Source organism: Pleurocapsa sp. PCC 7319 (assembly GCF_000332195.1).
Taxonomy (GTDB): Bacteria; Cyanobacteriota; Cyanobacteriia; order Cyanobacteriales; family Xenococcaceae; genus Waterburya.
On sequence record NZ_KB235922.1, the window covers coordinates 2,610,690 to 2,632,987 of the forward strand.

Annotated in this window: 23 protein-coding genes; 15 read left to right on the forward strand and 8 right to left on the reverse strand. The window is 38.7% G+C overall.

Annotated elements, in window-relative coordinates; translation table 11 throughout:
• Window positions 1–51: 51 nt before the first annotated feature.
• Window positions 52–3,075, reverse strand: a complete 3,024-nt coding sequence (gene sbcC, locus PLEUR7319_RS0115815) for an exonuclease subunit SbcC (RefSeq protein WP_019506201.1) — start codon at window positions 3,073–3,075, stop codon at window positions 52–54.
• A 435-nt stretch (window positions 3,076–3,510) separates the two neighbouring features.
• Here sbcC and nrtS point away from each other — a divergent pair, with 435 nt between their 5' ends.
• Window positions 3,511–3,741: a nitrate/nitrite transporter NrtS gene (nrtS, locus tag PLEUR7319_RS0115820; RefSeq protein ID WP_019506202.1), complete on the forward strand. Its 231-nt coding sequence runs from the start codon at window positions 3,511–3,513 to the stop codon at window positions 3,739–3,741.
• 38 nt (window positions 3,742–3,779) lie between these two features.
• Window positions 3,780–4,997 carry a M20 family metallopeptidase gene (locus PLEUR7319_RS0115825; RefSeq protein WP_019506203.1) on the forward strand — a complete coding sequence of 406 codons (1,218 nt, stop codon included), beginning with the start codon at window positions 3,780–3,782 and terminating at the stop codon, window positions 4,995–4,997.
• Between the two features lie 231 nt (window positions 4,998–5,228).
• Here the strand turns inward: PLEUR7319_RS0115825 and PLEUR7319_RS0115830 are convergent, their stop codons facing one another.
• On the reverse strand, window positions 5,229–5,600 hold the full coding sequence (locus tag PLEUR7319_RS0115830; RefSeq protein WP_019506204.1) for a hypothetical protein: 372 nt from the start codon (window positions 5,598–5,600) through the stop codon (window positions 5,229–5,231).
• 240 nt (window positions 5,601–5,840) lie between these two features.
• On the opposite strand from PLEUR7319_RS0115830, the gene PLEUR7319_RS0115835 reads away from it, so the two are divergent.
• A complete protein-coding gene (locus tag PLEUR7319_RS0115835; protein WP_019506205.1) occupies window positions 5,841–6,746 on the forward strand; it encodes an alpha/beta fold hydrolase in 906 nt (301 codons plus the stop codon).
• Window positions 6,747–6,787: 41 nt separating this feature from the next.
• Here the strand turns inward: PLEUR7319_RS0115835 and PLEUR7319_RS35590 are convergent, their stop codons facing one another.
• Window positions 6,788–7,210 carry an MAPEG family protein gene (locus PLEUR7319_RS35590; protein ID WP_019506206.1) on the reverse strand — a complete coding sequence of 141 codons (423 nt, stop codon included), beginning with the start codon at window positions 7,208–7,210 and terminating at the stop codon, window positions 6,788–6,790.
• Between the two features lie 194 nt (window positions 7,211–7,404).
• Here PLEUR7319_RS35590 and PLEUR7319_RS0115845 point away from each other — a divergent pair, with 194 nt between their 5' ends.
• The gene (locus PLEUR7319_RS0115845) at window positions 7,405–8,289 is read left to right on the forward strand and encodes a LysR family transcriptional regulator (protein WP_019506207.1); all 885 of its coding nucleotides are present in this window, start codon (window positions 7,405–7,407) and stop codon (window positions 8,287–8,289) included.
• A 104-nt stretch (window positions 8,290–8,393) separates the two neighbouring features.
• Here PLEUR7319_RS0115845 and PLEUR7319_RS40120 read toward each other — a convergent pair whose 3' ends face one another.
• Complete coding sequence (locus PLEUR7319_RS40120) at window positions 8,394–8,561, reverse strand: hypothetical protein (RefSeq protein WP_202804239.1); 168 nt, start codon at window positions 8,559–8,561, stop codon at window positions 8,394–8,396.
• A 142-nt stretch (window positions 8,562–8,703) separates the two neighbouring features.
• Here PLEUR7319_RS40120 and PLEUR7319_RS0115855 point away from each other — a divergent pair, with 142 nt between their 5' ends.
• Window positions 8,704–9,003, forward strand: coding sequence for a hypothetical protein (locus PLEUR7319_RS0115855; RefSeq protein WP_019506209.1), 300 nt, complete (start codon window positions 8,704–8,706; stop codon window positions 9,001–9,003).
• Window positions 9,004–9,074: 71 nt separating this feature from the next.
• Here the strand turns inward: PLEUR7319_RS0115855 and PLEUR7319_RS0115860 are convergent, their stop codons facing one another.
• On the reverse strand, window positions 9,075–10,580 hold the full coding sequence (locus PLEUR7319_RS0115860) for a cell wall metabolism sensor histidine kinase WalK (protein WP_019506210.1): 1,506 nt from the start codon (window positions 10,578–10,580) through the stop codon (window positions 9,075–9,077).
• Window positions 10,581–10,769: 189 nt separating this feature from the next.
• Between PLEUR7319_RS0115860 and PLEUR7319_RS0115865 the strand changes: the two genes are divergently transcribed.
• Entirely contained in the window at window positions 10,770–12,257 is a 1,488-nt protein-coding gene (locus PLEUR7319_RS0115865) for a TldD/PmbA family protein (protein WP_019506211.1), read from the forward strand.
• Between the two features lie 26 nt (window positions 12,258–12,283).
• On the opposite strand, the gene PLEUR7319_RS42090 is transcribed toward PLEUR7319_RS0115865, so the two are convergent.
• A complete protein-coding gene (locus tag PLEUR7319_RS42090; RefSeq protein ID WP_237743583.1) occupies window positions 12,284–13,882 on the reverse strand; it encodes a peptidoglycan DD-metalloendopeptidase family protein in 1,599 nt (532 codons plus the stop codon).
• 417 nt (window positions 13,883–14,299) lie between these two features.
• Between PLEUR7319_RS42090 and PLEUR7319_RS0115875 the strand changes: the two genes are divergently transcribed.
• The 6 genes from PLEUR7319_RS0115875 (at window position 14,300) to PLEUR7319_RS35600 (ending at window position 18,456) form a co-directional block, all read left to right on the forward strand.
• On the forward strand, window positions 14,300–15,139 hold the full coding sequence (locus PLEUR7319_RS0115875; protein WP_083892492.1) for a carbohydrate ABC transporter permease: 840 nt from the start codon (window positions 14,300–14,302) through the stop codon (window positions 15,137–15,139).
• A 126-nt stretch (window positions 15,140–15,265) separates the two neighbouring features.
• On the forward strand, window positions 15,266–16,327 hold the full coding sequence (locus PLEUR7319_RS0115880; RefSeq protein ID WP_019506214.1) for an AI-2E family transporter: 1,062 nt from the start codon (window positions 15,266–15,268) through the stop codon (window positions 16,325–16,327).
• 29 nt (window positions 16,328–16,356) lie between these two features.
• Window positions 16,357–16,836, forward strand: coding sequence for a pantetheine-phosphate adenylyltransferase (gene coaD / locus PLEUR7319_RS0115885; RefSeq protein WP_019506215.1), 480 nt, complete (start codon window positions 16,357–16,359; stop codon window positions 16,834–16,836).
• Window positions 16,837–16,962: 126 nt separating this feature from the next.
• Window positions 16,963–17,559: a hypothetical protein gene (locus PLEUR7319_RS0115890; RefSeq protein WP_019506216.1), complete on the forward strand. Its 597-nt coding sequence runs from the start codon at window positions 16,963–16,965 to the stop codon at window positions 17,557–17,559.
• A 79-nt stretch (window positions 17,560–17,638) separates the two neighbouring features.
• The gene (locus tag PLEUR7319_RS0115895; protein ID WP_019506217.1) at window positions 17,639–18,199 is read left to right on the forward strand and encodes a helix-turn-helix domain-containing protein; all 561 of its coding nucleotides are present in this window, start codon (window positions 17,639–17,641) and stop codon (window positions 18,197–18,199) included.
• Entirely contained in the window at window positions 18,175–18,456 is a 282-nt protein-coding gene (locus PLEUR7319_RS35600) for a hypothetical protein (protein WP_019506218.1), read from the forward strand. Before PLEUR7319_RS0115895 ends, PLEUR7319_RS35600 begins: the two co-directional genes overlap by 25 nt.
• A gap of 97 nt (window positions 18,457–18,553) precedes the next feature.
• On the opposite strand, the gene PLEUR7319_RS0115905 is transcribed toward PLEUR7319_RS35600, so the two are convergent.
• Window positions 18,554–18,964, reverse strand: a complete 411-nt coding sequence (locus tag PLEUR7319_RS0115905) for a transposase (RefSeq protein ID WP_019506219.1) — start codon at window positions 18,962–18,964, stop codon at window positions 18,554–18,556.
• Here PLEUR7319_RS0115905 and PLEUR7319_RS40735 point away from each other — a divergent pair.
• The 3 genes from PLEUR7319_RS40735 (at window position 18,959) to PLEUR7319_RS0115915 (ending at window position 20,806) form a co-directional block, all read left to right on the forward strand.
• Window positions 18,959–19,204, forward strand: a complete 246-nt coding sequence (locus PLEUR7319_RS40735; RefSeq protein WP_144054321.1) for a hypothetical protein — start codon at window positions 18,959–18,961, stop codon at window positions 19,202–19,204. The genes PLEUR7319_RS0115905 and PLEUR7319_RS40735 overlap by 6 nt on opposite strands.
• Before the next feature lie 410 nt (window positions 19,205–19,614).
• On the forward strand, window positions 19,615–20,040 hold the full coding sequence (locus tag PLEUR7319_RS35605) for an FAD-dependent oxidoreductase (RefSeq protein ID WP_202804240.1): 426 nt from the start codon (window positions 19,615–19,617) through the stop codon (window positions 20,038–20,040).
• Window positions 20,041–20,317: 277 nt separating this feature from the next.
• A complete protein-coding gene (locus PLEUR7319_RS0115915) occupies window positions 20,318–20,806 on the forward strand; it encodes a hypothetical protein (RefSeq protein WP_019506221.1) in 489 nt (162 codons plus the stop codon).
• Here PLEUR7319_RS0115915 and PLEUR7319_RS0115920 read toward each other — a convergent pair.
• Entirely contained in the window at window positions 20,783–22,225 is a 1,443-nt protein-coding gene (locus PLEUR7319_RS0115920; RefSeq protein WP_019506222.1) for an IS66 family transposase, read from the reverse strand. The two genes, PLEUR7319_RS0115915 and PLEUR7319_RS0115920, sit on opposite strands and share 24 nt — an antisense overlap.
• Between the last annotated feature and the right edge of the window lie 73 nt (window positions 22,226–22,298).

Consider the following 22,298-nt stretch of genomic DNA (forward strand, 5'->3'; position numbering starts at 1 on the left):
TAAATAAGTTTTAACGTTTTAACTGAGGATTTTTGTGAAATTTTCAGCAAATTAATTTGATACTTGTAAACTAGAACCCTTATCTCCCTTGTATACCTCGATTCTGGTTTGGAAAGCTTCTTTGAATTGAGGCATATGAGTCACGGTTAAAATACAGGCAAAGTCCGAAGCGATCGCATTGATAGCCCCAACTAATCTATTACATCCTTCGGAATCTTGGGTGCCAAAACCTTCATCTACAATTAACATCTGTAAAGCTGTTCCTGAGCGTTGGGCAAGGAGTTTAGCTAAAGCTAATCGCACTGAAAAATTGATCCGAAATGCTTCTCCCCCTGAGTAAGTTTCATAAGGACGAGTTCCTCCAGCATCAGCAATTAAAATATCTAGGGTATCAATTAGTTTGGTTTTTTTCTTGGATGTTCCTTTTGATGCTCTTTGAGTCAGAAACTGGACGTGGAACTGATTCCCAGTTAGTCTGGCTAAAATTTGGTTAGCCTTAGCTTCTAGCTGAGGTAGGATGTTTTCAATCGTCAAAGCCTGAATGCCATTTTTTCCAAAAGCTTGAGTTAATTCTTGATAGATACGATATTGCTTTTCGTATTCCTTAAGTTGATTTTCAGTATCCTGATGCTGATTTTTTAAACTATCTATTTGAGTTAGAGACTGCTGCACTCTACCACTACGGGATATTAGTTCATCTAGCTGTTGACGACGTTGATAAATTTGCTGCTCTAAGGCTTTAATTTCTTGGCGATTATCAGCAATATTTTCTCGTTGAGCAAGATGATATTGTAATTTATCTTGGCTACTTTGTTTATCCTGAAGTCTTTGTTGCAATAGTTGTTCTAATTCAACTAATTTAGTCTTAAGCTGCGGATATTCTTGTTTGGCTTTTTGTAATTCTTGATGTCTAAATTGACAAGCCTGAGATTGTCTTAAAGATGTCAGCAAATTTTGATGAATGGTGCGATCATAATTTAATTCTAGAATTTGCTGTTCGATCAGATTGATTTTCTGCTGTATTGTTGAATTAATATGTAATTTTTCTAAAGTCGTTTGTAAATCGCTAATTTTTTTGATTAAGGGAGGTTTCTGCTGCTCTAATTTTGCTTGCCGCTTTTTAGCATCTTCGATTTTAGCCTGTTTAATTTCTGCCCAGCGCAAACTGTTAACTTCTCCCCGAACTAAAGCATGAGTTTGCTCATCATAATTGAGAGTTGCTAGTTCTCCTTCAACCTGCTTAATTTCGTCCTGTAATTCCTGGGCAAAGTTACCATTTTGCAAACACAATTCTAGATGCTTTTTTTCTTCTTGGGCAACTTGTAGCTGTTCGTACATCTCCTCGCTAGCTTCTAATTGAGCCTCCAACTGTCCAAATTGCTGCTGTAAGAAATCATAAGGAGAAATTTCTTGGGAGATTGCTTGATACTCCTGACGCAATAATTGTAATTCGCGATCGCAAGTAGATAATTGCTCTCTGATTACCCAAATTTGCTCTTGTATTTCCTGTTGTTTTTGTTGGGTTTTTCCCACCACCTGATGACGGTGGAGATCGTCTAATTCGCGATCGCATAGCGGACAACAGGCATCTGGGTTCGATAGCATTTGCAACTTTTGTTGTAACTCCTGCCACTGTCTCTCATAGATGCGTTGGTTTTCCTGTAATTTATAGCGAAACTCTTTTCTTTCTGTTCCTTTTTCTTCAACTCTTTTTTGATAAATGCGCTTTTTGTCTAACTCTTCTATTTGAGCATCTACGGTTAATAATTGCTTTCTTTGTTCGGGTGCTTTCTCAATATCTTCTGCTAACTTTTTAGCGGAATTATGTATTTGTTCGAGCTTAGCAGCTAATTTTGCTTCTTCTCGATTAATTTGAGTTTGTAAATTATTTTTCTGTTTGATTAAGGGAGAAATATACTGTTGTATTTTATCTAATTCTTTTAGCTCCTTACGACTGGTTTCTAGCTTGACTAGTGCTATCTCAACATCATCAGTTTTAGACAAAATTTTAGTTATTTCCTGTTCTTGTTGATTGATACCTTCAATCTGAGTTTGTAGCTGATTGATCTGTAAATTCAACTCATTCTTTTGCTGTTCCAACTCTTTTTCTAGCTGCTGTTTTTGCTGGTGTGCTTCCTGATGAGTAACGAACTTGGTAGAGAGTTCTTTTTCCTGAGTTTGCCAATCTAATAACTGATCGTATTTAGCTACAATTTCTGCTTCTAAATTTACTAATTTATCTAGTGATCCCAATTCTGCTGTTAAAGCATTAATATCTTTCTGAGCGCGATCGCAATCCTGAGTCAAATTCTGATGTTGGGTTTGCTGAATGTTAAACTGCTGTTCCCAAGTTTGACGCTGATATTCAATTGCTTGTAGTTGTTGTAAACGAGAGCGAGCACTATCCTGTATTTTCTGTAATTTAGTTAATTCCTGTTGTAAATTAGCAAATTCGGCAACAATTCCTTTTCTTTGCTCTATTTCGACGACTAATGGTTCTAAATTTAATTTTAACTGCTCTATTTTGCCTTTGTATTCTTTGGCAGCATCTTTAGCTTTAGCCGCCAACTCTTCATAACGGTCTAACTTTAACAAGTCTGCCAATATTTGCTTGCGTTCGCTGGGACGACGTAACATAAACTCATCAGCCCTACCCTGGCGTAAATATGCCGAGTTGGTGAAGGTATCATAGTCTAGTTTTAAACAAGCGATAATTTCTTCTTGAGTAGCTCTCAACCCTTTGGCTGTCAAGGAACGAAAATTCCCCGCTTTTGTTTCCACTTGAAATTCTAACGAGCTACTCCTACCTCTAGGGCGAGAGCGAATAATGCGATAGGTTTGATTATTACAACGAAACTCAAAATCAACCCGAACATTTTGGGCATTGCCATGAATCACATCGTCCTCTGTTGCAGCCCGACTTTTCCCCCAAATTACCCAGGTAATTGCCTCTAAGAGCGAAGATTTCCCAGCACCATTTGCTCCACATATACAGGCAGTATGTAACCCTCTGAAGTTTAAGGTAGCATCTCGGTAACTCAAAAAGTTTTTTAAAGTCAGTTGCAACGGAATCATGCTTTATGACAACGTCCTCCAAGATAAAATGAAACTATTTAGTATCTTGGCATTATTTTTTAGTCTATGGTTGTGTTTTGAGGGATTCTAGTTTTTCATCGCTGTATTTCATAAAAATCAACAAAACATTTATCAAAAAAGCTATAAGCTCTAAGCCTTAAGCTCTAAGCTCTGGAGTTTACTCATGTAAATAGAAAGACACTTCGTTGGCAAGCCAGTCCGTTGCGGAGGTTCCCTCCGTTGAAGGAACTGGCGCGGGGTTCCCCGCTTAAAGCGAGGAAGTGCCGAACTAGAAGGACTTATAGCTAATAGCTGATAGCTGCGGCTTTGCCGCTTGATCCTTCAAATCAATGTTGATGCTCTAGTCACTTTTGTTAAATTGTAAATTATGCTACAGATAAAATATTAAGTTTTTTTAAAAATCTTTTTTTCATAATGAACGGATTTGTACAAGCGTTATTCGACTCTAGATTTGCTCCCACAGCTTTCAGAGTTTCTCTGATCGTGGGATCAATTCTTTTTACTATTAATCACGGATCGGCATTGGCAAAAGCAGAAATGACTCGAACTCGATGGTTATCGGGATTGATTACCTACCTAGTTCCTTATAGCGTTAATATTCATGGTCAATACACCAGTCGTTCTCGCAGTTCGCTTAAAGGCTAATTTAATTTATTTCTTGATTTAAAAAGTTGATATAAAAAATGGTTTTCACTGTTTCTCAGGCTCAGTCAGTTGATTTAAGCCAAATTCGCCCTGAAATACGTAACTTACAATCGAACTTAGTTGAGTGGCGACGTAAGCTGCATCAAAAACCAGAATTAGGCTTTCAAGAGAAAATCACAGCGGAATTTATTCGGCAAAAACTACAGGAGTGGCATATTGACCACCAAACTGGAATTGCTAAAACAGGTATTGTCGCTACCATTATCAGCAACTCTCCAGGAAAGGTACTAGCAATTCGAGCCGACATGGATGCTTTGCCAATTCAGGAAGCTAACGAAGTACCCTATCGATCGCAGCACGACGGTAAAATGCACGCTTGCGGACACGATGGTCATACAGCGATCGCTCTTGGTACAGCTTATTATCTTGCTCAACATAAAGATGATTGGCAAGGCACTGTAAAAATTATTTTCCAACCCGCTGAGGAAGGTCCTGGGGGAGCGAAACCTATGATTGAAGCGGGGGTATTACATAATCCTGATGTGGATGCCATTATCGGGCTACATCTTTGGAATAATTTGCCATTGGGAACTGTAGGAGTTCGTAGTGGAGCATTGATGGCAGCAGTAGAATGTTTTCGTTGTCAGATTTTAGGCAAAGGTGGTCATGGGGCAATGCCCGATCAGACTGTTGATTCTATTATCGTCGCTAGCCAGATCGTTAATGCCTTGCAGACTATTGTTTCTCGTAATGTTAAACCTTTGGATGCTGCTGTCGTCACAGTAGGCGAGTTTCATGCTGGTACAGCTTTAAATGTTATTGCTGATACCGCTGAAATGAGTGGCACAATTCGTTATTTTAATCCTGACCTAGAAAATTTAATTAGAGAAAGACTTGAAGCTATTATTGCTGGTATTTGCCAGATGCACGGTGCCAACTATGAACTTAACCATTGGCAACTCTATCCACCCACAATTAATGATAGTGCGATCGCCGAATTAGTTCATTCTGTAGCAACCGAAGTAGTGGAAACCCCGATCGGGGTCGTGCCAGAGTGTCAAACCATGGGTGGGGAAGATATGTCTTTCTTCTTACAGCAAGTACCAGGTTGTTATTTTTTCTTGGGTTCGGCTAATCCAGATAAAGGTTTAGCCTATCCTCATCATCATCCTCGTTTTGACTTTGACGAAACTGCTTTGGGTATGGGAGTGGAAATGTTTATCCGTTGTGTGGAAAAGTTTTTGAATAACGCTTGATGCCGATTAATAATGCTTAATTCTGAACTATCTTGTTGTTAATTTATCCTTCAAAACCATATTTATCTCTGGGGGAACTTTCCCCCATATGCGAAGCGGTATCCTTTAGGAGACCCCCAGTTGGGGAAGTGACGGCTTCCCCAAGCCCCTTCGTAACTAAAGTTTAGTCAAAATATCTACTTTGCTAGCTAATTCCTACTTGAAATGACGAGTTTGATTCACACATTCTTGCTATTGATCGACAAAGCCAACCAATTTAACTATTTCCTGTTGCTGATTAAATTCACCAAAAAACATTCCCTGAGTAAAGATATTGCCATCTGGTTTAGTTAATTGCCAACGAAATCGGAAAAAATTGTGATGGATATCTGGAGTTGAGACTAGACTAATTTTTAATTCGGGAAATTTGCTACGAAACTGAGCGATAAATTGTGAGTGTAGCTCTGGCGTTTCAATCAAATCAGGCAAGTGGGAATCAGCATATAGACAATTGGAAGCCAGAACTTTGCTCATGATTGAGGATCTTTGTTCTTGGTCTGAGGTATTCCAGGCTGATAGATAGTCTCTAATTACCTGCTCAATTTCTGGTATCTGATTATTCATTTGGTTAATATTTTAATGCCGAACAAATAAGAGCTTATAGCTTAAAGCCTAGCGCGACACTGCGGTCTTGTTGAGCCAGTTCGTTGGCGGGGTTCCCCGCTTAAAGAAACTGGCGTGGTTTCCGTGCCGCGAGCACGTGTCGCAAGAAGAGCTTAGAGCTAATAACAAAAATAATTCAAGCCGTTCCAGATTAGAATTAATTAATAAAGATACAAAACTTAAAATTTCAAACTGAAGCTTATGACATCGGCGATCGCAATTGATAAAACTTCTAAAACTTGGCACTGGCGAGGTCACAAAATTACCTATCAACAAGCTGGAGAAACTGGTGCAGCAGTGGTATTGGTACATGGTTTTGGGGCATCGTGGGGACATTGGCGCAAAAATCTGCCTGTATTGGGTGAATCTTATCGTTGTTATGCGATCGATCTCATTGGCTTTGGTGGTTCGGCTAAACCAGAGCCAAATTCAGAAATTGAATATACTTTTGAAACCTGGGGAGCACAATTAGCAGATTTTTGTCGTGAAGTAGTAGGTGGTTCTGCTTTTTTAGTTGGTAATTCTATTGGCTGTATTGTGGTGATGCAAACCGCTGTAGATTATCCTGAGTTGGCTTTAGGAGTAGCAGCAATCAACTGCTCCATCAGACTATTGCACGATCGCAAGCGAGTTACATTACCCTGGTATCGTAATTATGGCTCGCTAGTAATGCAGCAGGTATTAGGTAATAAGCAAATTGGAAGTTTCTTTTTTAAGCAAATTGCCAAACCCAAAGTAGTTCGCAACATATTATTGCAGGCTTACCGTCGTCCCGAAGCAGTCACCGACGAACTAATTGATATTTTGATGGGACCAGCGATGGACAAGGGAGCTGCCGATGTATTCCTGGCATTTACCCGTTACTCCCAAGGACCTTTACCAGAAGATTTGCTTCCTCGTCTGACCTGTCCGACAGTTTTGTTATGGGGTACAGAAGACCCTTGGGAACCCGCGGCAATGGGTAGAGAGCTAGGAGAGATACCTACTGTTGATGAATTTATTCCCCTAGAGGGTCTAGGTCATTGTCCCCAAGACGAAGCTCCAGAAATCGTTAACCCTATATTATTAAACTGGATTCAACAGCTTGATAAATCAACAAAGTGCTAGACATAAATGTCAAATAATAAAAGGTTATTGAATTTTAGCTACTAGGCAAGGGTGATTGCGATCGCAAAACCACAAGCAATCCCAGATAATGCCGAGATAGTAGCTCCCATTGCTCGGGCAATTAAGAAAAATATTTTTGAACCCACAGTATCATCAATGCGATAGGCTCCATAGGGAGATGAAAATCCAATCATATGAAGCGTTCTAGCAATAGCAAATATGAGACAAAGACTCAGAACGAGTCGAGTTGACCCTGTGTTTATTTCCAACAAGGCAACAGAGGCGATAAAAATACCTGCATTTTCTGCTAGATTGCCGTGCCGACGCACTAACCTTTCAAGCGTGATATCGTCTTGAACTCCCATACCTTGTTTCTTCTTCGTTCGGTGCATCCCTACTGTGAGCATAAGCACTTGTTGCAAAACAATTAGATAGGCTGCCAGCCATGCTGAATAGATAACCATTCTTTTCGTCACTACTATTAACTTTGTTAGGCATCACAGAGTCCGGACTTCCGTGCTTCAGCCTTTGAATGAATATTATAGATTTGCAAAAATACGTTGTCATTACCTAGAAATGCAAATATTATTTGCGATAATACAATGCTTTTTTACTTTTTACTAATGGACAGCTTGATACGGTCTGGAGGGAGGGTTATTTGAACTGGTCTGATCTAAAAATTTTGCTGGTGTTTGCTCGGGAAGGGACACTCCAAAAAGCGGCACAAAAGCTAGGAATGGATATCAGCACAGTGTCTCGTAGGATCCGGAACTTGGAAAATGATCTGGGTTCAAAAGTTGTTGAAAATGTAGGTGGTCGCTTGGTTTTCACCACCTATGGCGAACAAGCGGTGCAAACTGCGGAAGCCATGGCTGCGGAGTCCAACCATCTACAGCGTTTAATCAAAGGTGAAGAGAGTTTGCTGTCTGGAGTGTTGAGAGTGGCGCTCCTCGATGCCTTGGTGTTTTTTCATCAAGATCTTTTGCAGTCGTTCTCAGTTCAATATCCACATATCACCTTGGAATTGGTCTCCGGAACATCGCGTGTCCATAGTCTGACCCGCCGGGAAGCAGATGTCGCTATTCGAGTTTCTAAACAACCAGATGACACGCTGGTGGGGATGCGGGCACTCCACATTGAATATGCAATTTATGCCCATCAATCTGTTGCAGAAAGGCCACCCACTCTCTGGGCAGATCTTCCGTGGATTGGCTGGGATCCAGCATTAAATGCTAGGAAGATCGATGCTTGGATGGAAAAACACGTCCCACTTGAGCAAATTCGTTTTCGAGTGGACAGTGCGATCGCTCAATTCACCCTTGTCGAAGCCGGATGCGGTGCCTGTATATTGCCTGTTGTATATGCCGACTTAAACGATCAACTAGTGCGTTTGAGTGAAATTCTGGATGGATTTGACACTAATATATGGTTACTGACTCACCGTGATCTTAAACGGAATGGACGAGTTCAGGCTTTTTTCGAGCACTTCTATAAGGGGTTAGAGCCGTTGCGAAACAATGGGCGTAAACATTTGGAGAGCTAACTACTTACTATACTATTTGATTTTGATAATGTTAGAGTGATTAGTCGTTTAATAAAGCTCGAAACTCTGCCTGTTGAAAATGAGTATCGGCAGTTAGTTCATCATTAATGCCTCGATTGTGTTGAGAGTAAACGGGTTCTTTTCATCTCAATTTGATTAGCAAGTTTAACAGCCCGTAAATGATTTTGAGCGGTGACAGAAGATAGAGCGATTGGCTCTGCCAGTGCGCTTCGCGCGATCGCCAAAGAAGCATATAACAAAACTTCAGTCATTTTCAGAAAGAGTTTACCCTTACAAATATTTTTACTTGAAATGACGAGTTTAATTCATATAAGACGTTTGATATTATTTCGAGTTACTTGGGGAAGTATAGAACTATAGTAAGGTGATTGATTATTCTCGTAATTGATACTAATGATTGCTCGTTTAAATTGGTTTGTGGGAACTTTATTTCTAATGGCTGCTTTTGGTGCCTTGATGAACCCGCCACCTTATACTGTTATTTCCATCCTGTTTTTTTTAATGGGTTTAGTTTTATTGCCATCTACCAACAAGATCGCGAAGCAATATTTTAATTGGGAAATCAAAGGGGGAACTAAAGGTGCGATTATTTTAATCAGTTTTATTATAATTTGCTTAATTGTGCCGCAAGTAGAGACAAAACCCAGCAGATTTTCGCAATATTTTGCCGATCAAATTGAAGGATTTGATTGATATTTTTTGCTATTTGCTATTTGTTATCTGCTACTTGTGAAAGCAATTTCCAATTTAAATATGATTACTATTCAAACTAAAGGAAAAACAATCGTAAAAGTACTACCTTCATTTAGTTGAGAAGTTACTGAAATATTACCACCCATTCCTTCAACTAAAGTTTTAACAATTGATAATCCTAACCCTGTCCCCCCAGCACGGTTACGAGATTCATCAACACGAAAAAAGCGTTCAAAAATACGTCCTTGTTGCTGTAAAGAAATTCCTACTCCTCGATCGCAAACTTGAATAATGGCAAAATTTTTTCGTTGTTCTAATTTTAGCTTAATAGGCGTTCTTGTCTCAGAATACTTAACAGCATTATCGATCAAATTTAATAATACTTGTTTTAGGCGATGTGAGTCAGCTTTAATTGTAATAAAACTGGAAGCTGATTTCCAAGTAATAGTGCGATCGCTGTACTGTTTTGCCATACCTACTACTTCTTGAATCAAATCATTGAGGATGATTTTTTCCTGTTGGAACTTCATTCTACCGCTATCAACCCGTGCCAAATCTAATAAATCCTGTAGTAGCTGCACAGTGCGATCGGCTTCCGAAGCTGCAGTAGTCAAAGCTTCTTTTTGCATTTCCGATAGATTAGTTCCCCGTCGCAAAATACTTTGAATATAACCAGAAATAATAGTCAAAGGAGTACGCAATTCATGGGAAACATTACTCAGTAGTTCTCTTTGATGCTCCCAAGCTTCTGCCAGCCTAATTAACATTTTGTCAAAGGTTTCTGCTAATTCTTTAACTTCACTAGGAGCTTGGTCTAAATGAATATGAGCTTGGTCTAATTTATCAGCCGAAATTGTTGCGGTGAGCTGACTAATTTTTTTAAGGGGTTGCATTGAATGATGAATATATAATGCAATCATAGTGGTCATAACGATAATAGCTATTACCGTAGCAATACTCAAACTACGAATCAAATTTAAAAACATCATCTGGTCTTCAGTTATGTTATGAGCCAGGTATAGTTGACCTAAATTAGCATTTCTTACTCGTAGCGGAGTAGCACACATCAACCAGTAGCTACCTTTTAAATCTTGAACTTGGGGAATCAGAGGAACATCTTTGACAGTCAAAAGAATACTGCCAATTTCTTCTTTATTTAAAGCTTGAGATTTGGCGGTAATTTCTCCCGCCGAATTTTTAATCCAGATTAGTTTATTTTCAGTAGAAAGACTATCTATTGCTCTTCGTGCGCCTTCCTTTAAAGGAATCATTTCGCTATAAATTTCTACATCCATGGGAAAACGATCTGCAATGTATTTCATATTCTCTTTGTGGGTAGAAATGAGAATATGTTGCATCCTAATACTTGTTCCAGCAGCCAAACCACCTAATCCAATTGCCGCTACCGCAGCAATAACGACAGTTAACCTAACTTTGATGGAAGTAGTATCTAATATGTTGTGCACTTTATTGAGTTTAGCTGCTATCTTTGCTCTATTATGATTGGATTTTGAGCTAACAATTGTAAATTGTTGCTTTTCAGTAGCTAATTTTTCGGCTACGTTAGCAAGCTTCATTAGGTTAATCTAGTAAATTTGAATTAGTTATTTAACTACTTCAAACATGACTTGCTATCCTTAAAATCTGATGAAAGTTTTCTGATAAATCTCTGTAAACTTCTTATATTCTGATCTTCAAAGCTGGAATCATTAGCTTTTATCTACAATAAAGCTAAGTTAATTATCACGATATCAAAACTGGCTCTTATGGTACAAGCTCCTCCGCAACTAATAACACAAGAATTGGCTACTCTGGCAGTAGACTTAATTAGACAGGCTGGGTGTGAATATGGCGATATTCGCCTCTGCCACTACCGCCAACAAAGATTATCTGCCAGCGATCGCTCTTTGAGTCGACTTGCAGATAATGTCAGTTCTGGTTTTGGAGTCCGAGTATTACTCGATGGCGCTTGGGGATTTGTCGCTTCCCACCGCCTTACCCCAGAAGAAATTACCAGAATTGTCACTCTGGCAATAGAAACTGCTAAAGGTAGTCGTTTGACACAACAGGAGCCAGTCAAACTAGTTCCGGTAGAAGCATACCAAGATAAGTATGTTACTCCGATTGAGATCGATCCCTTTACAGTTCCAATTCAAGAAAAAGCCGAATTATTATTAAATATCAACGAGCAATTTCTCGCTTATGGTGAGCAAGGTATCAAAAAAGCCTCTTCGTTTCTGAGTTTCACCCAAGAAGATAAACTATTTGCTTCTACTGTCGGCTCTGTAATCGAGCAAACCATTTATCGCAGTTATACTGGTATGAGTTGTACAGCGATCGCCAATGGCGATGCTAAAAGCAGAAATTATGAACGTCCACCTCTCAATATTGGTTATGAACATATCAATACTGCCGATTTGTTGGGGAATATCGATCGCGTTGCTCAGGAAGCGATCGAGAAAGTCCATGCCCCAGAATTAGATACAGAGGGAAATAAAACTTTGATTCTCAAACCGACCAATCTTTTCCTGACTATCCATGAATCAGTAGGACATCCCACAGAATTAGATCGAGTCTACGGTTACGAAGCTAACTTTGCAGGAACAAGTTTTGCCACTACCGATCAACTCCATCAACTCCAATATGCTGCTCCTTGGATCAACTTTGTCGCCGACCGCACCCAATCCCATGGTCGGAGTACGATGGCTTATGATGACGAGGGTGTCCCAGCACAAAAATGGTACGTGGTTAAGGATGGTATGCTCAACGACTATTTGACAGATCGAGAAACTGCTTATCGCTTAGGGCGTGGAAGTAGTAATGGCAGTGCTTATGCCGACAGTTGGTCAAGTACACCGATGGTGCGTATCCCTAACTTGGGTTTAGAACCTGGTAAAGCAGAAGATGACCATACAGCAACCTTAGCAGAAATGATCGCTGATACTGAAGATGGAATTTTAATTGACGGTATTGGCAGTTATTCTATCGACCAACAACGACGTAACTTTCAATTTGGGGGTGATGCTTTCTGGAAAATCAAAAATGGCAAGATCACAGGGATGCTCAAAAACGTCACCTATCACAGCATGACCACCGACTTTTGGAATAGTGTAGATGCTCTGGGTGGAGAGTCTGAATTAGTCCAATGCGGCACAAATATGTGTGGCAAAGGTGAACCGATGCAAGTTGCTCAGATGACTCATGCTTGTGTACCAGTGCGTGTCAGAGATATTCATGTAGGTAGAGCCTCGTGAACTGCCATGATCTAGTTTACAAGGTATTATTGACTACTTAATAATGCCAGGGGATTTACCGCTCCTGAATCCTTGGGATGAATCTCAAAATGTAAATGAGGACCAGTACTATACCCCGTATTGCCGATCTCAGCAATCTGCTCTCCTTTATTTACTCTTTGACCAAGATTAACCAAAATTCTATTATTGTGGGCATACAGAGTCACACTATCATCTAAATGTCTAATTTTGACTAGATTGCCATAACCACCACTATGCCATTCAGCAGTAATAACTTCCCCTGATGCCGCTGCTATTACTGGCGTACCAATTGGAGCAGCAATATCGATTCCTCCATGTAACCGACCCCAACGGTAGCCATAACCAGAAGTTAAGACTCCTTGCGCAGGCCAAGTATAGCCATCAAAAGTACTGGGTAAATAATTTTCTGAAGCATCCAAAGGAGGTAGTTGCAGAGAAGCGATCTCTTCTCCTAATGAATCTGACTCCAAACTTTGTTTAGAAGTCTTCACGGGAGCAGCGCTGATTTTTGGAGCAGAGGTATTTTGATTGTAAGTTTTTGGCACAAAAGGAGTATCCTCACCATTCTTAGCAGATCTACTCAGTGAACTTGAGTTTACTTCCTGGTTGGCTTGCCCTCGTCTAGTTTGATCTCGGTATTGTGAACGGAGCTGATCGATTTCTGCTCTCAATTTTGTAACGTAATGATTACTAGATTTATTAGAGGATTGTAAGGGTTGATCAGCTTTAGAGTGCTTCCATGATTTTGAGTCAGCATTAGAATTTGAGCGATTGGCTAAAAACTTAGATGGGAGAGGTGACAAGTTAGAATCAGTATTGTCTGTAAAGTCAACAGAGGTAAATACTTTTTCTGGTTGCTCTAAGGAAAAGGATGTGAGTGAACTATCTGCTATTTGCGTTGGAATCTTAAGTTGCTGATTAACAAAAATAATATGGGAGTTTTTTATATTATTCAGTTTAATCAACTCCCCACGAGATACTCGATGTATTTGAGCGATTTTAGAAACGGTGTCTCCTGATTTCACTGTGTAGAGCCTTGGAGTTGTCTTGGGAACTGATGTTGCCGAAGCAGAAAAGAAACTTGGGGATTTACTATTTATGCCTTCAGTTGGAAAGTTTTTAGTCGAGGCAATTTTCTGACGGTTAGGGTAGGCAGATATAAGCTTAGACTCTAAACTACTATCTATTTTGTCAGACGAGAAAGAAAATTTTGGTTGATTTTTTTCTTGGGAAACTAAAGATAAATTGACCAGCTTAGTTTTGAAAGTAGCTATCAAATTGGAGATGGGAGGTAATAATGCAGTCGATTTATCTTCTCGAATCCCAGAGCTTGGTGATATTTTTGAGGGAAAAATTAGATTTTGAAGTTCAATTGCATCGCTTGTGGGGCGCAATTTTAAACCTGTAGCCCAAGCTGACTGACTAGAAAGAGGTAAATACATTGCCGTCGTAGCCAAAGCAATAGTCAAGCGTAACATTATGCTGGAATGGCAGGAAGTTTTGAGAGTAGTTGATGTCTTTAATTGAGCCTGGCTCGATGAAGTATTGATCTTCAAATTTTGCTGAGAGAGAGATAAAGCTTGATTTTCGGGCATACGACTCATCTTAAATAATATTTGCTTGCTAAGGTTGAATTGGTATCGATAAGATTAGGTTATTTCTGTTTGATAACAACGTTTAAGATCGTTACCAAAACTAAGCCAGCCAAGTGATTTTTAAGATTAATAGGACAATTTTGTGATCGATAAAAAATCATCTTAGTAAAAAGTTGGTAAATATAAGATTATTTGATTATTTTCGATCTATTTTCTATGGAAGGTTAGCTTAAAATGCAACTTTAGACAAGTGAGTGATCAGCAAAACTAGATCTAAATAGTCTTAATCAATTAAATTGGCGGTGTTGCATTATCATGGGATGGTTAAGATTGACGCGGGACACGGAGACACAGAGAATGAATTGAGTCTCAGCCACAATATCATCCCGCAGAGATGCAATTATGTGACATCTGACAGCTTACCCTATGAAACAGCGATCGCCTATCGTCAAAGCAACTTCGTTGACACTATTCTCATCCAACTTTTCTGTTGCTCAATTACTGACTTTGACTGTCTTAATCCTGGGGGCGATAGTTATTTTATTTCCTTTAATAGTCGTCTTGAGAAGTTCCTTCACTTCACCTGATAGTTCTTTTACCCTGGCTAATTATCAAGCAGCTTGGCACCGAGGTAATTTCTGGATAGCATTTGCCAATTCCACCTTAGTGGCATTAGGAGTTACTGGATTACAAATAATTACTTCTGCTCTGGCAGGATATGCTTTAGCTAGATTCAAATTTCGCGGTAAACAAGGAATACTGTTACTAATTTTAGCGACTTTAGTTATTCCTTTTCAGCTCTTAGTTATTCCTACTTTTATTATTTTAAAATGGGCGCACCTCATTAATAGTTATTGGGCATTAATCTTACCCACTGCCGCCAATGGTTTTGGCATTTTTTTAATGCGTCAGTATTTTGCTAGCATACCCTTTGAACTAGAAGAAGCAGCAACTCTTGATGGTGCCAATCGTTGGCAAGTTTTAACCCGGATCATGTTGCCTTTATCTCGTCCGGCATTAATTACTTTATTTCTCTTCACTTTTATTGGGGAGTGGAATGATTTATTTAAACCTTTGGTCTTTACTACCCGACCAGAATTAAGGACAGTGCAATTAGCTTTATCAGAGTTTCAGGAGCAGTTTACCAATGATTGGTCACTATTAATGGCAGCAGTGGTAATATCTACCATACCAGTGTTGATTTTATTTTTGATTGGTCAGAAACAGTTTATTCAAGGTATTGGTTCAACGGGAATTAAAAATTAAGTTAATCACTTTGACAGTATTCAACAGAAGCTAATAGATTTAAACCTCGATCTCGGGTAATAATATGTCAGCATTAATAACAGCTAAGAGCCTTGAATGCTCTTTAGATCAGCAAGAATAAAATAAATGCACGAAACAATCTCCAAATTACCAAAGTGGCTGACAAGAGGTTTGGTTTTACCTTTACTGGTGCTAAATGGTTGGCTGCTGCTCTTAGTGTTTGAATATTTTCAATCTCTAATTACGATTTTTGCCACTGCAACTTTACTATCCTTTATTTTGGATTATCCTGTCCGTTTTCTAGAACAACAGAAGATCAAAAGAGCGATCGCCATTCTAATAGTTTTATTGACAGGTGTATTGCTATTTAGTGTGATTGGGGTGACAGTTATTCCAATTGTGATCGAGCAACTAAATGAACTACTAGATCGTTTACCCAGTTGGGTAGCATCGGGTAGTGAACAAGCGAAAGTTTTTGAGACTTGGGCAGATGAACGTAATTTGCCCATTACTATTAGCAGCTTGGTTGCTGATTCACTCAGTCAGATCTCATATCAGCTACAGCAATTTAGCGGACAGATCTTAGGTAGTCTTTTTTCAGTAGTGGGTAGTCTACTCGATTTATTGTTGACTATAGTTTTAACTTTCTATTTGTTACTTCATGGCAGTGAACTTTGGCAAGATCTGTTTCAAGTCTTTCCTGATGAGAATAGGATTAAAATCCGCGAATCATTGAAAGAAACCTTTAATAACTATTTTGTGGGGCAGTTAACTGTTGCTTCGGTTATGGGAATTACTATGACCATAGCCTTTTTTATAATTCAAGTCCCTTTTGGTTTCTTGTTTGGTTTAGTCATTGGAATTATGGCATTATTCCCTTTTGGTGCAGCATTGAGCATAAGTTTAGTTAGTTTCTTGATGGCTTTAAAAAGTATTTGGCTAGGTTTAAAAGTTTTAGCAATCTCTTTTGTAATTGAACAAATAGTTGAAAGTGTAATTGCCCCTCGTCTGTTAGGTGAATTTACAGGTTTGAATCCCGTACTAATTTTACTGTCTCTCTTGGTAGGAGCTCAGCTAGGAGGATTTTTAGGTTTGATTTTAGCTGTACCTGCGGCTAGTTTTATCAAAAGTTTATTTATGATTTTTAAAACTGAATCCGAACACACAAAACTACCAATTAATATTTAAAGTTTATTGATTGTCAAACAGCTAAAATTATGATTGCTATTTATCCAGGTAGCTTTGATCCCATCACCTTAGGTCATATTGATATTATTGAAAGAGGAGCAAAATTATTTGATCGAGTTATTGTTGCTGTTCTTTCTAATCCTAGTAAGAAACCTTTATTCACTGTAGACAAAAGAATCGAACAAATTACTGAATGTACGCAACATATCGCTAACGTTAAGGTAGATAGTTTTGTGGGATTGACTGTTGAGTATGCCAAACTACACCATGCAGGAGTATTACTCAGAGGGTTAAGAGTGTTATCAGATTTTGAGAAAGAGTTACAGATGGCACATACTAATAAAACACTTAATCATGATATTGAAACCGTATTTTTAGCTACAACTAAAGAATATAGTTTTTTGAGTAGTAGTATTGTCAAAGAAATAGCTCAATTTGGAGGTACGATCGATCATTTGGTTTCAGAAAATGTTGCTCAAGATATGTATTCTAAGTATCAAAACCAATAAGTAGATCGTATAAATAAATACCAAGCAATAGCTTTTTCCTGGTTTTCTTTAAGTTTTTTTGCTAACTTTTATTGGCAATCATTGGATATCTAGGTTAGAAATAAACTCAAAGAATCGGGTTGAATAATGTTGCCAGTAAACTATACTCAAGACGAGAAAATTCAATTTAATGAGCCAGAACTAGAAGCGGATTTAAGTAATAACTCGCAATTTAGTTTTAATATTCAAGTCGAATTAGATAAACTAGAAGATTTTATTTTAAATGGAACTAATATTCCTCTAACTGAATTAACTATTGTTGATGAGACTTTGCTTTTAGATTATCTCAACCAAATTAGAGCAAATTTACCTACAGTATTAGCTACAGCTATTGACATAGTAAATCAAAGACAGGAAATTATGTCCGAAGCCCAAAGTTATGCTGGTTCAATCGTCAAGTCTGCTGAAAAAAAGGCAGAGCAAATTGTTCAGGAATCAACTATTGTGCGTCAAGCAGAGTTAGATGGGGCAAAAATTAGACTTCAAACTGAACAAGAATGTGAGCAACTAAAACAAACAACTCAAAATGAGATACAGCAATGGCGACAAGAAGTAATTGACGAATGTCGAGTAATTCAGTTGGATGCCGATAGTTATGCTGGCAAAGTTTTAGGGGATATTGAACACAAACTTCAAGAAATGCTGACAATTGTGCGCAACGGTCGTCAACATTTAGAACCTTAATCTTGAATCTTAGCACTAGTGGATTAGGGCGCAAATAAAGATACCATTAATCAGGAGTAAAAATAAGAGAAGAAAGCAGATGCCAAGACTAGCTCCTAAACCAGTAAAGTTAGACAATGAAGAGAAACAAGAATTAGAAAAGATTTTGGCTCGTCATAGTACCAGTCAACAAGTTGCCAAGAGAGCCAAAATTATACTTTTGGCATCTCAAGGAAAAAATCATCGCACTATTGCAAAAGAATTAGACATTAGCCGAAAAATGGCAAGACTGTGGCGAGAAAGATGGTTACAGTTGAAGCAAAAAGATGCACTCGTCAAGGAAAGACTATTGGATGCAGAAAGACCAGGGTCACCGACTAAATTTACGACGGAACAAGTATTACAATTATTTGCCATTGCTTGTGAGTCACCAGAAAAATATGGCAGACCAATCAGTCATTGGACATCAAGAGAATTAGCAGAAGAGATGGTCAAACAAGGAATAGTCGGAAGTATTTCCACAAGGCACGTGGGCAGATTACTCTCCGAAGCCACCTTAAAACCCCATGTCTCAGAATATTGGTTGAATCCCCCCCCGACGAAAAGTTTGATGAAAAAATCAAAAACATCTGTTGGTTGTACAAACAAGCACAAGATTTAAGAAAAAGGGAAGAAAGAGTTATCAGTACCGATGAGATGACAGGGATTCAAGCTCTGGAGCGAAAATATTTTGACAAACCAATGAAACCAGGTCAGCCAGCCAAAAGAGAGTTTGAATATATTCGACACGGCACTCAAACTCTAATTGCTAGTTTTGATATTAGTAGTGGCAAAATCATAAGACCTCTTGCAAAAGTCTTTTATGATATAATGAAGGACTATAGTTTTTTCAGCAATGTCTTTGTTGGCGATCGCTAAATTCTTTCAAAATTGACTTGGAAAAGATTTGCTACCAAGAGTTGTCATAATTTTTGGACAATCCCCTATTGTACCACGAATTATTTTTGCAAGAGGTCTAATGATGCCCTGTGAGTCTTTCGCCCCTATCTGCATTGCCACTATGATCTTTCCAGAGTTGAATTCCTGACATTTTCTGGCCATTTTTCGGAATTAATAAGGTATCTAGCCCAGCCAGATATCCCCCATGAACTTGAAGTTGAGCTTCTAGCTTTTGCCGCAGCAGAATGACTAAAGTTTTTCCAATGGCATTAAGATCCCACAGATTCTCAGAGAGAAAACGTTCCCAACTCGATAGAGACCGTTCAACCCAGAAACAACAGTGAGCAATATTGTTCATTGTTTGGCGACCTCTGGCTAGCAACAGTCCCCATAAATAGGCTTGGAAATAGACAAAATTTGGCTTTGAGAAATGACACTGAAAAACCAGAAAATAGCTGAACAATTCCAGAGGAATAAACTGTTGCATACCCACACCTCGCTGATTGAGATAGCCAGGTTCACTCTACCATTAGGGTCTCTGACAACCAGTCCTTTCAACGTGATCATTTGTACTAATATAATTGGCGATCGCCAATATAAAAATAGGGATTTCAGACATCAGGAAATTACTCCTTATTTAAGCTCAAATAAATTTCTCCTGATTAGTAATGCTCAATTTCAGCTTGGCGATCGCGGAGATATAGCGGGAATACGAACAAACCGTTGATAGTTCATTTGTACCTCTTGAAAGGGCTGGTCTCTGACAACTCCTTCGGCTATGGTATTTCTCCAGATTCTTGAGTATAAATACTCAGGCAGCGAGGGCAAAATCTGCAAAAGTATAGTAAATTAAGACTTTATTATTTAGATCAGATGTAGATCAATAATTTTTAAATATTGATACAACTGCTTCTATATATGCTATACAAAATTCAATTTAGCGGACTGTAAATCCGCTGGCTATGCCTACGCTGGTTCAAATCCAGCTCGGCCCACTACATAATAAAAAAGAGGTTTAGAGCCTCTTTTTTATTGCTCGAATAAACTTTCCAGCATTGGAACAAGCACTTTAGTTATAATAAACTAGGTATTAAACTTCAGCCCCTGGTTATTCGAGGTCCACAACCAGGAGGTCAGTTGGTCATCACAACGAATGTGGAGAACTATCCAGGCTTTATCAATGGAATTCTGGGACCAAAGCTGATGCGATGTTTTGAGGCCCAAGCAGCTCGATTTGAAACTGAGCTAAGGTTGGGGACGATTACCACAGTGGACTTTTCACAACGGCCATTTCATCTGACCGTAGATCGGGAAAAGTCTTTGTTTGCCGATACCGTAATTATTGCCACTGGGGCTGAACCACGATACTTGGGATTGAAAAATGAACAACAGCTATTAGGGCGAGGCATATCATTCTGTGCTACCTGTGACGGATTTTTCTTCCAGTCGTTACCAGCTGCTGGTAGTGGTTGTATGGCAGCGATAGATGCCGAACGTTGGCTACAGACTCAGAATCGAACTACAGTCTTCCAAGTTCAAGATCTGAGACTGGCTCGCAAATAACCCCAAAATTCGACTACATTCCTGACTAACTACGGTTTAGGTTGTTCTGGATGTCAAATGCATAAAATCCTGGACAAGTATAGCTTTCATCCCATACCCTCTCTTGATTCCGATCGAGTCAAATGCATAAAAAATTTGGGGGTTCCCCAATAAGTTATTAGATTATCTCAATTTAACTATTGATGTCCTTGGCATTATAGGAGCAGGACATGAGCGATAAATTTTCCACATTTCACGATTTCACCAAAACAATGGTTATCCACTATTTAAAGCTTTAGTGCAATATAAATTAAGAAAGAGAATAGAAAGACTAGCTAACTTACATCCAGAATGGAATGAGTCTGATTATGTCCAATATTTTGTCGAAAATTTTCTAAATAAGCCAGAATCTGATTCGGAAAGGCGTTTTGCTCATTGGCATTTCTTAGCTTATCTCGATTTAGACCGCTGTTATTTAATTTGGAGAAATTTTCATTATTTTCCATTTTATGCAGCCAAGTTAGAAGAGTTTTATGGTCTGACCAATGAGATTTTATGTCAATCACACAAATTAAAAAAATATCTGAATAAGTATAATCCTCAAAACGATAAAAAGGCTTCAATTAAAACTTATATTTTAAGTATACTTAAAAACTCGATTAGAGAAAAAATAGATTTACAATCAGATTGGCATTTGTTGTGTAATGTAGATATAAATAGTCTCAGAAAATTAAATAATTTTGGAATAAAATTGCGTAAGAATTCAGGTACTAAATTGAGGGATTAAAGAAGGGCGATCGATAACACCGATAGTTGCCAATAAAGCTTGAGTGAAAAAATCCATCACAGAGCGACCCTGAAAACGGCAGGTTTGAATCACACTCAATAAATTAGCTGTATCTTGAAATCGTGTCATGCTGCGAGAACCACCACTTATTTTTCGTTTAGTGACTGCCAATCTTAAAGCACGTTCGGCGAGATTGTTATCAGGCGAAATTTCTGGATGGTCTAAGAAATACCACCATTGGTCTGCTTTTAATTTCAAATTCCGTAATAATTTACCAGCTTCATAACCTGCCTTCTCACTCCACTTACTCAAAGCTAAATTGATTTGAGTTTTTAATTGCGTAGTAGAATCGAGATATTGCTGCCGATGATTATTTTCACGCCATAATCGATGTTGTCGAAAAGCAGAATCCGCAATTTCGGTCAAAGCTAGTCCCATTGATCCATTGTCAATTCCTGGTGTTTTCATGAGTCTTTGACAGTGACGACGTAAGTGAGCCTGACATTTTTGTTGTGCTGCGACCGGATAGCCATTGTACACGCTGAAATCATCGGAGATAATGATTCCCGAATACTGCGCGCCTAGTTGGTCTTCTATTTCTTTTCTCGAACGAGTATCCCCCGCTCGAAATAAGCAAAAATTCGGATTAGCAAACACCCACAACCATTCTTTTAATCCTCTTACTGACCAAGGTGTTTCATCAATATTTAAGGTTGGATGATTCTGATTAATCCATTCTTCTAGTTCACTAATGCTGGGCTTAATAGCTGCTGAAATTCTTTGGTTACTGGCAACTAAAGTTCCTAATCCAACTTCAATTTGACCTAACTCCCGCAATAGTTCCTGCTGCTTTTGATAGGGTAGATGCCCATAGTTTCCTAGCCATCCTAGTAATCCCTGTAACTTAATTCCCAAGTCTTGTCCTGGTACAATCTGATGAGACCATTGTGGCGATGTTATTTCTCCACAACACTGACATAGAGAGTGATGACGTTGATACTCAACTATTTCTATTGGTCTTTCTACTAATACTGCTGCTGAGTTGGTTTCAATCTTGATTGATTCTGCTGAGGCTAACAGTTCTCCACAACTCAAGCACTTTTCTGCTTTGAGTACTTCGCAGCGATCTACTCGCCCAAATCCTTTTCTTGTTTTCCCTTGATGTCCTAATTGCCCCCCGGGACTTTTTTTCGGTTTTTGAGACGATGACTTTTCTTTTCTTTCTGGTTTTTTGAGTAAATCTGATGATGGAGGCTTTGACGATATTTTACTGTCTAGGCTTCTGCTTATTTTTAGCTTCTCTATTTCTATTTTTAGCTGCTCGATGATTTCTTGTTGACTCAGTATGAGCTTCACCAGTTCCTTTTTTGACAACTGGTTGAGTTTTTCTAGTTCGTTTAACTCAGGTTCCTGGTTCATCTTACCGTTACATTACCCAGTTTTCTTAACGAGTGCAACCTTATCTCTCTTTTTAATACCTGAATCCTTACGT

Bases quoted from the DNA above. Each gene is read 5' to 3' on its own strand.
- sbcC (WP_019506201.1), bottom strand. From the start codon at position 3,075: ATGATTCCGTTGCAACTGACTTTAAAAAACTTTTTGAGTTACCGAGAT.
- nrtS (WP_019506202.1), top strand. From the start codon at position 3,511: ATGAACGGATTTGTACAAGCGTTATTCGACTCTAGATTTGCTCCCACA.
- PLEUR7319_RS0115825 (WP_019506203.1), top strand. From the start codon at position 3,780: ATGGTTTTCACTGTTTCTCAGGCTCAGTCAGTTGATTTAAGCCAAATT.
- PLEUR7319_RS0115830 (WP_019506204.1), bottom strand. From the start codon at position 5,600: ATGAATAATCAGATACCAGAAATTGAGCAGGTAATTAGAGACTATCTA.
- PLEUR7319_RS0115835 (WP_019506205.1), top strand. From the start codon at position 5,841: ATGACATCGGCGATCGCAATTGATAAAACTTCTAAAACTTGGCACTGG.
- PLEUR7319_RS35590 (WP_019506206.1), bottom strand. From the start codon at position 7,210: ATGGTTATCTATTCAGCATGGCTGGCAGCCTATCTAATTGTTTTGCAA.
- PLEUR7319_RS40120 (WP_202804239.1), bottom strand. From the start codon at position 8,561: ATGACTGAAGTTTTGTTATATGCTTCTTTGGCGATCGCGCGAAGCGCA.
- PLEUR7319_RS0115855 (WP_019506209.1), top strand. From the start codon at position 8,704: ATGATTGCTCGTTTAAATTGGTTTGTGGGAACTTTATTTCTAATGGCT.
- PLEUR7319_RS0115860 (WP_019506210.1), bottom strand. From the start codon at position 10,580: ATGAAGCTTGCTAACGTAGCCGAAAAATTAGCTACTGAAAAGCAACAA.
- PLEUR7319_RS0115865 (WP_019506211.1), top strand. From the start codon at position 10,770: ATGGTACAAGCTCCTCCGCAACTAATAACACAAGAATTGGCTACTCTG.
- PLEUR7319_RS42090 (WP_237743583.1), bottom strand. From the start codon at position 13,882: ATGAGTCGTATGCCCGAAAATCAAGCTTTATCTCTCTCTCAGCAAAAT.
- PLEUR7319_RS0115875 (WP_083892492.1), top strand. From the start codon at position 14,300: ATGAAACAGCGATCGCCTATCGTCAAAGCAACTTCGTTGACACTATTC.
- PLEUR7319_RS0115880 (WP_019506214.1), top strand. From the start codon at position 15,266: ATGCACGAAACAATCTCCAAATTACCAAAGTGGCTGACAAGAGGTTTG.
- coaD (WP_019506215.1), top strand. From the start codon at position 16,357: ATGATTGCTATTTATCCAGGTAGCTTTGATCCCATCACCTTAGGTCAT.
- PLEUR7319_RS0115890 (WP_019506216.1), top strand. From the start codon at position 16,963: ATGTTGCCAGTAAACTATACTCAAGACGAGAAAATTCAATTTAATGAG.
- PLEUR7319_RS0115895 (WP_019506217.1), top strand. From the start codon at position 17,639: ATGCCAAGACTAGCTCCTAAACCAGTAAAGTTAGACAATGAAGAGAAA.
- PLEUR7319_RS0115905 (WP_019506219.1), bottom strand. From the start codon at position 18,964: ATGCAACAGTTTATTCCTCTGGAATTGTTCAGCTATTTTCTGGTTTTT.
- PLEUR7319_RS0115920 (WP_019506222.1), bottom strand. From the start codon at position 22,225: ATGAACCAGGAACCTGAGTTAAACGAACTAGAAAAACTCAACCAGTTG.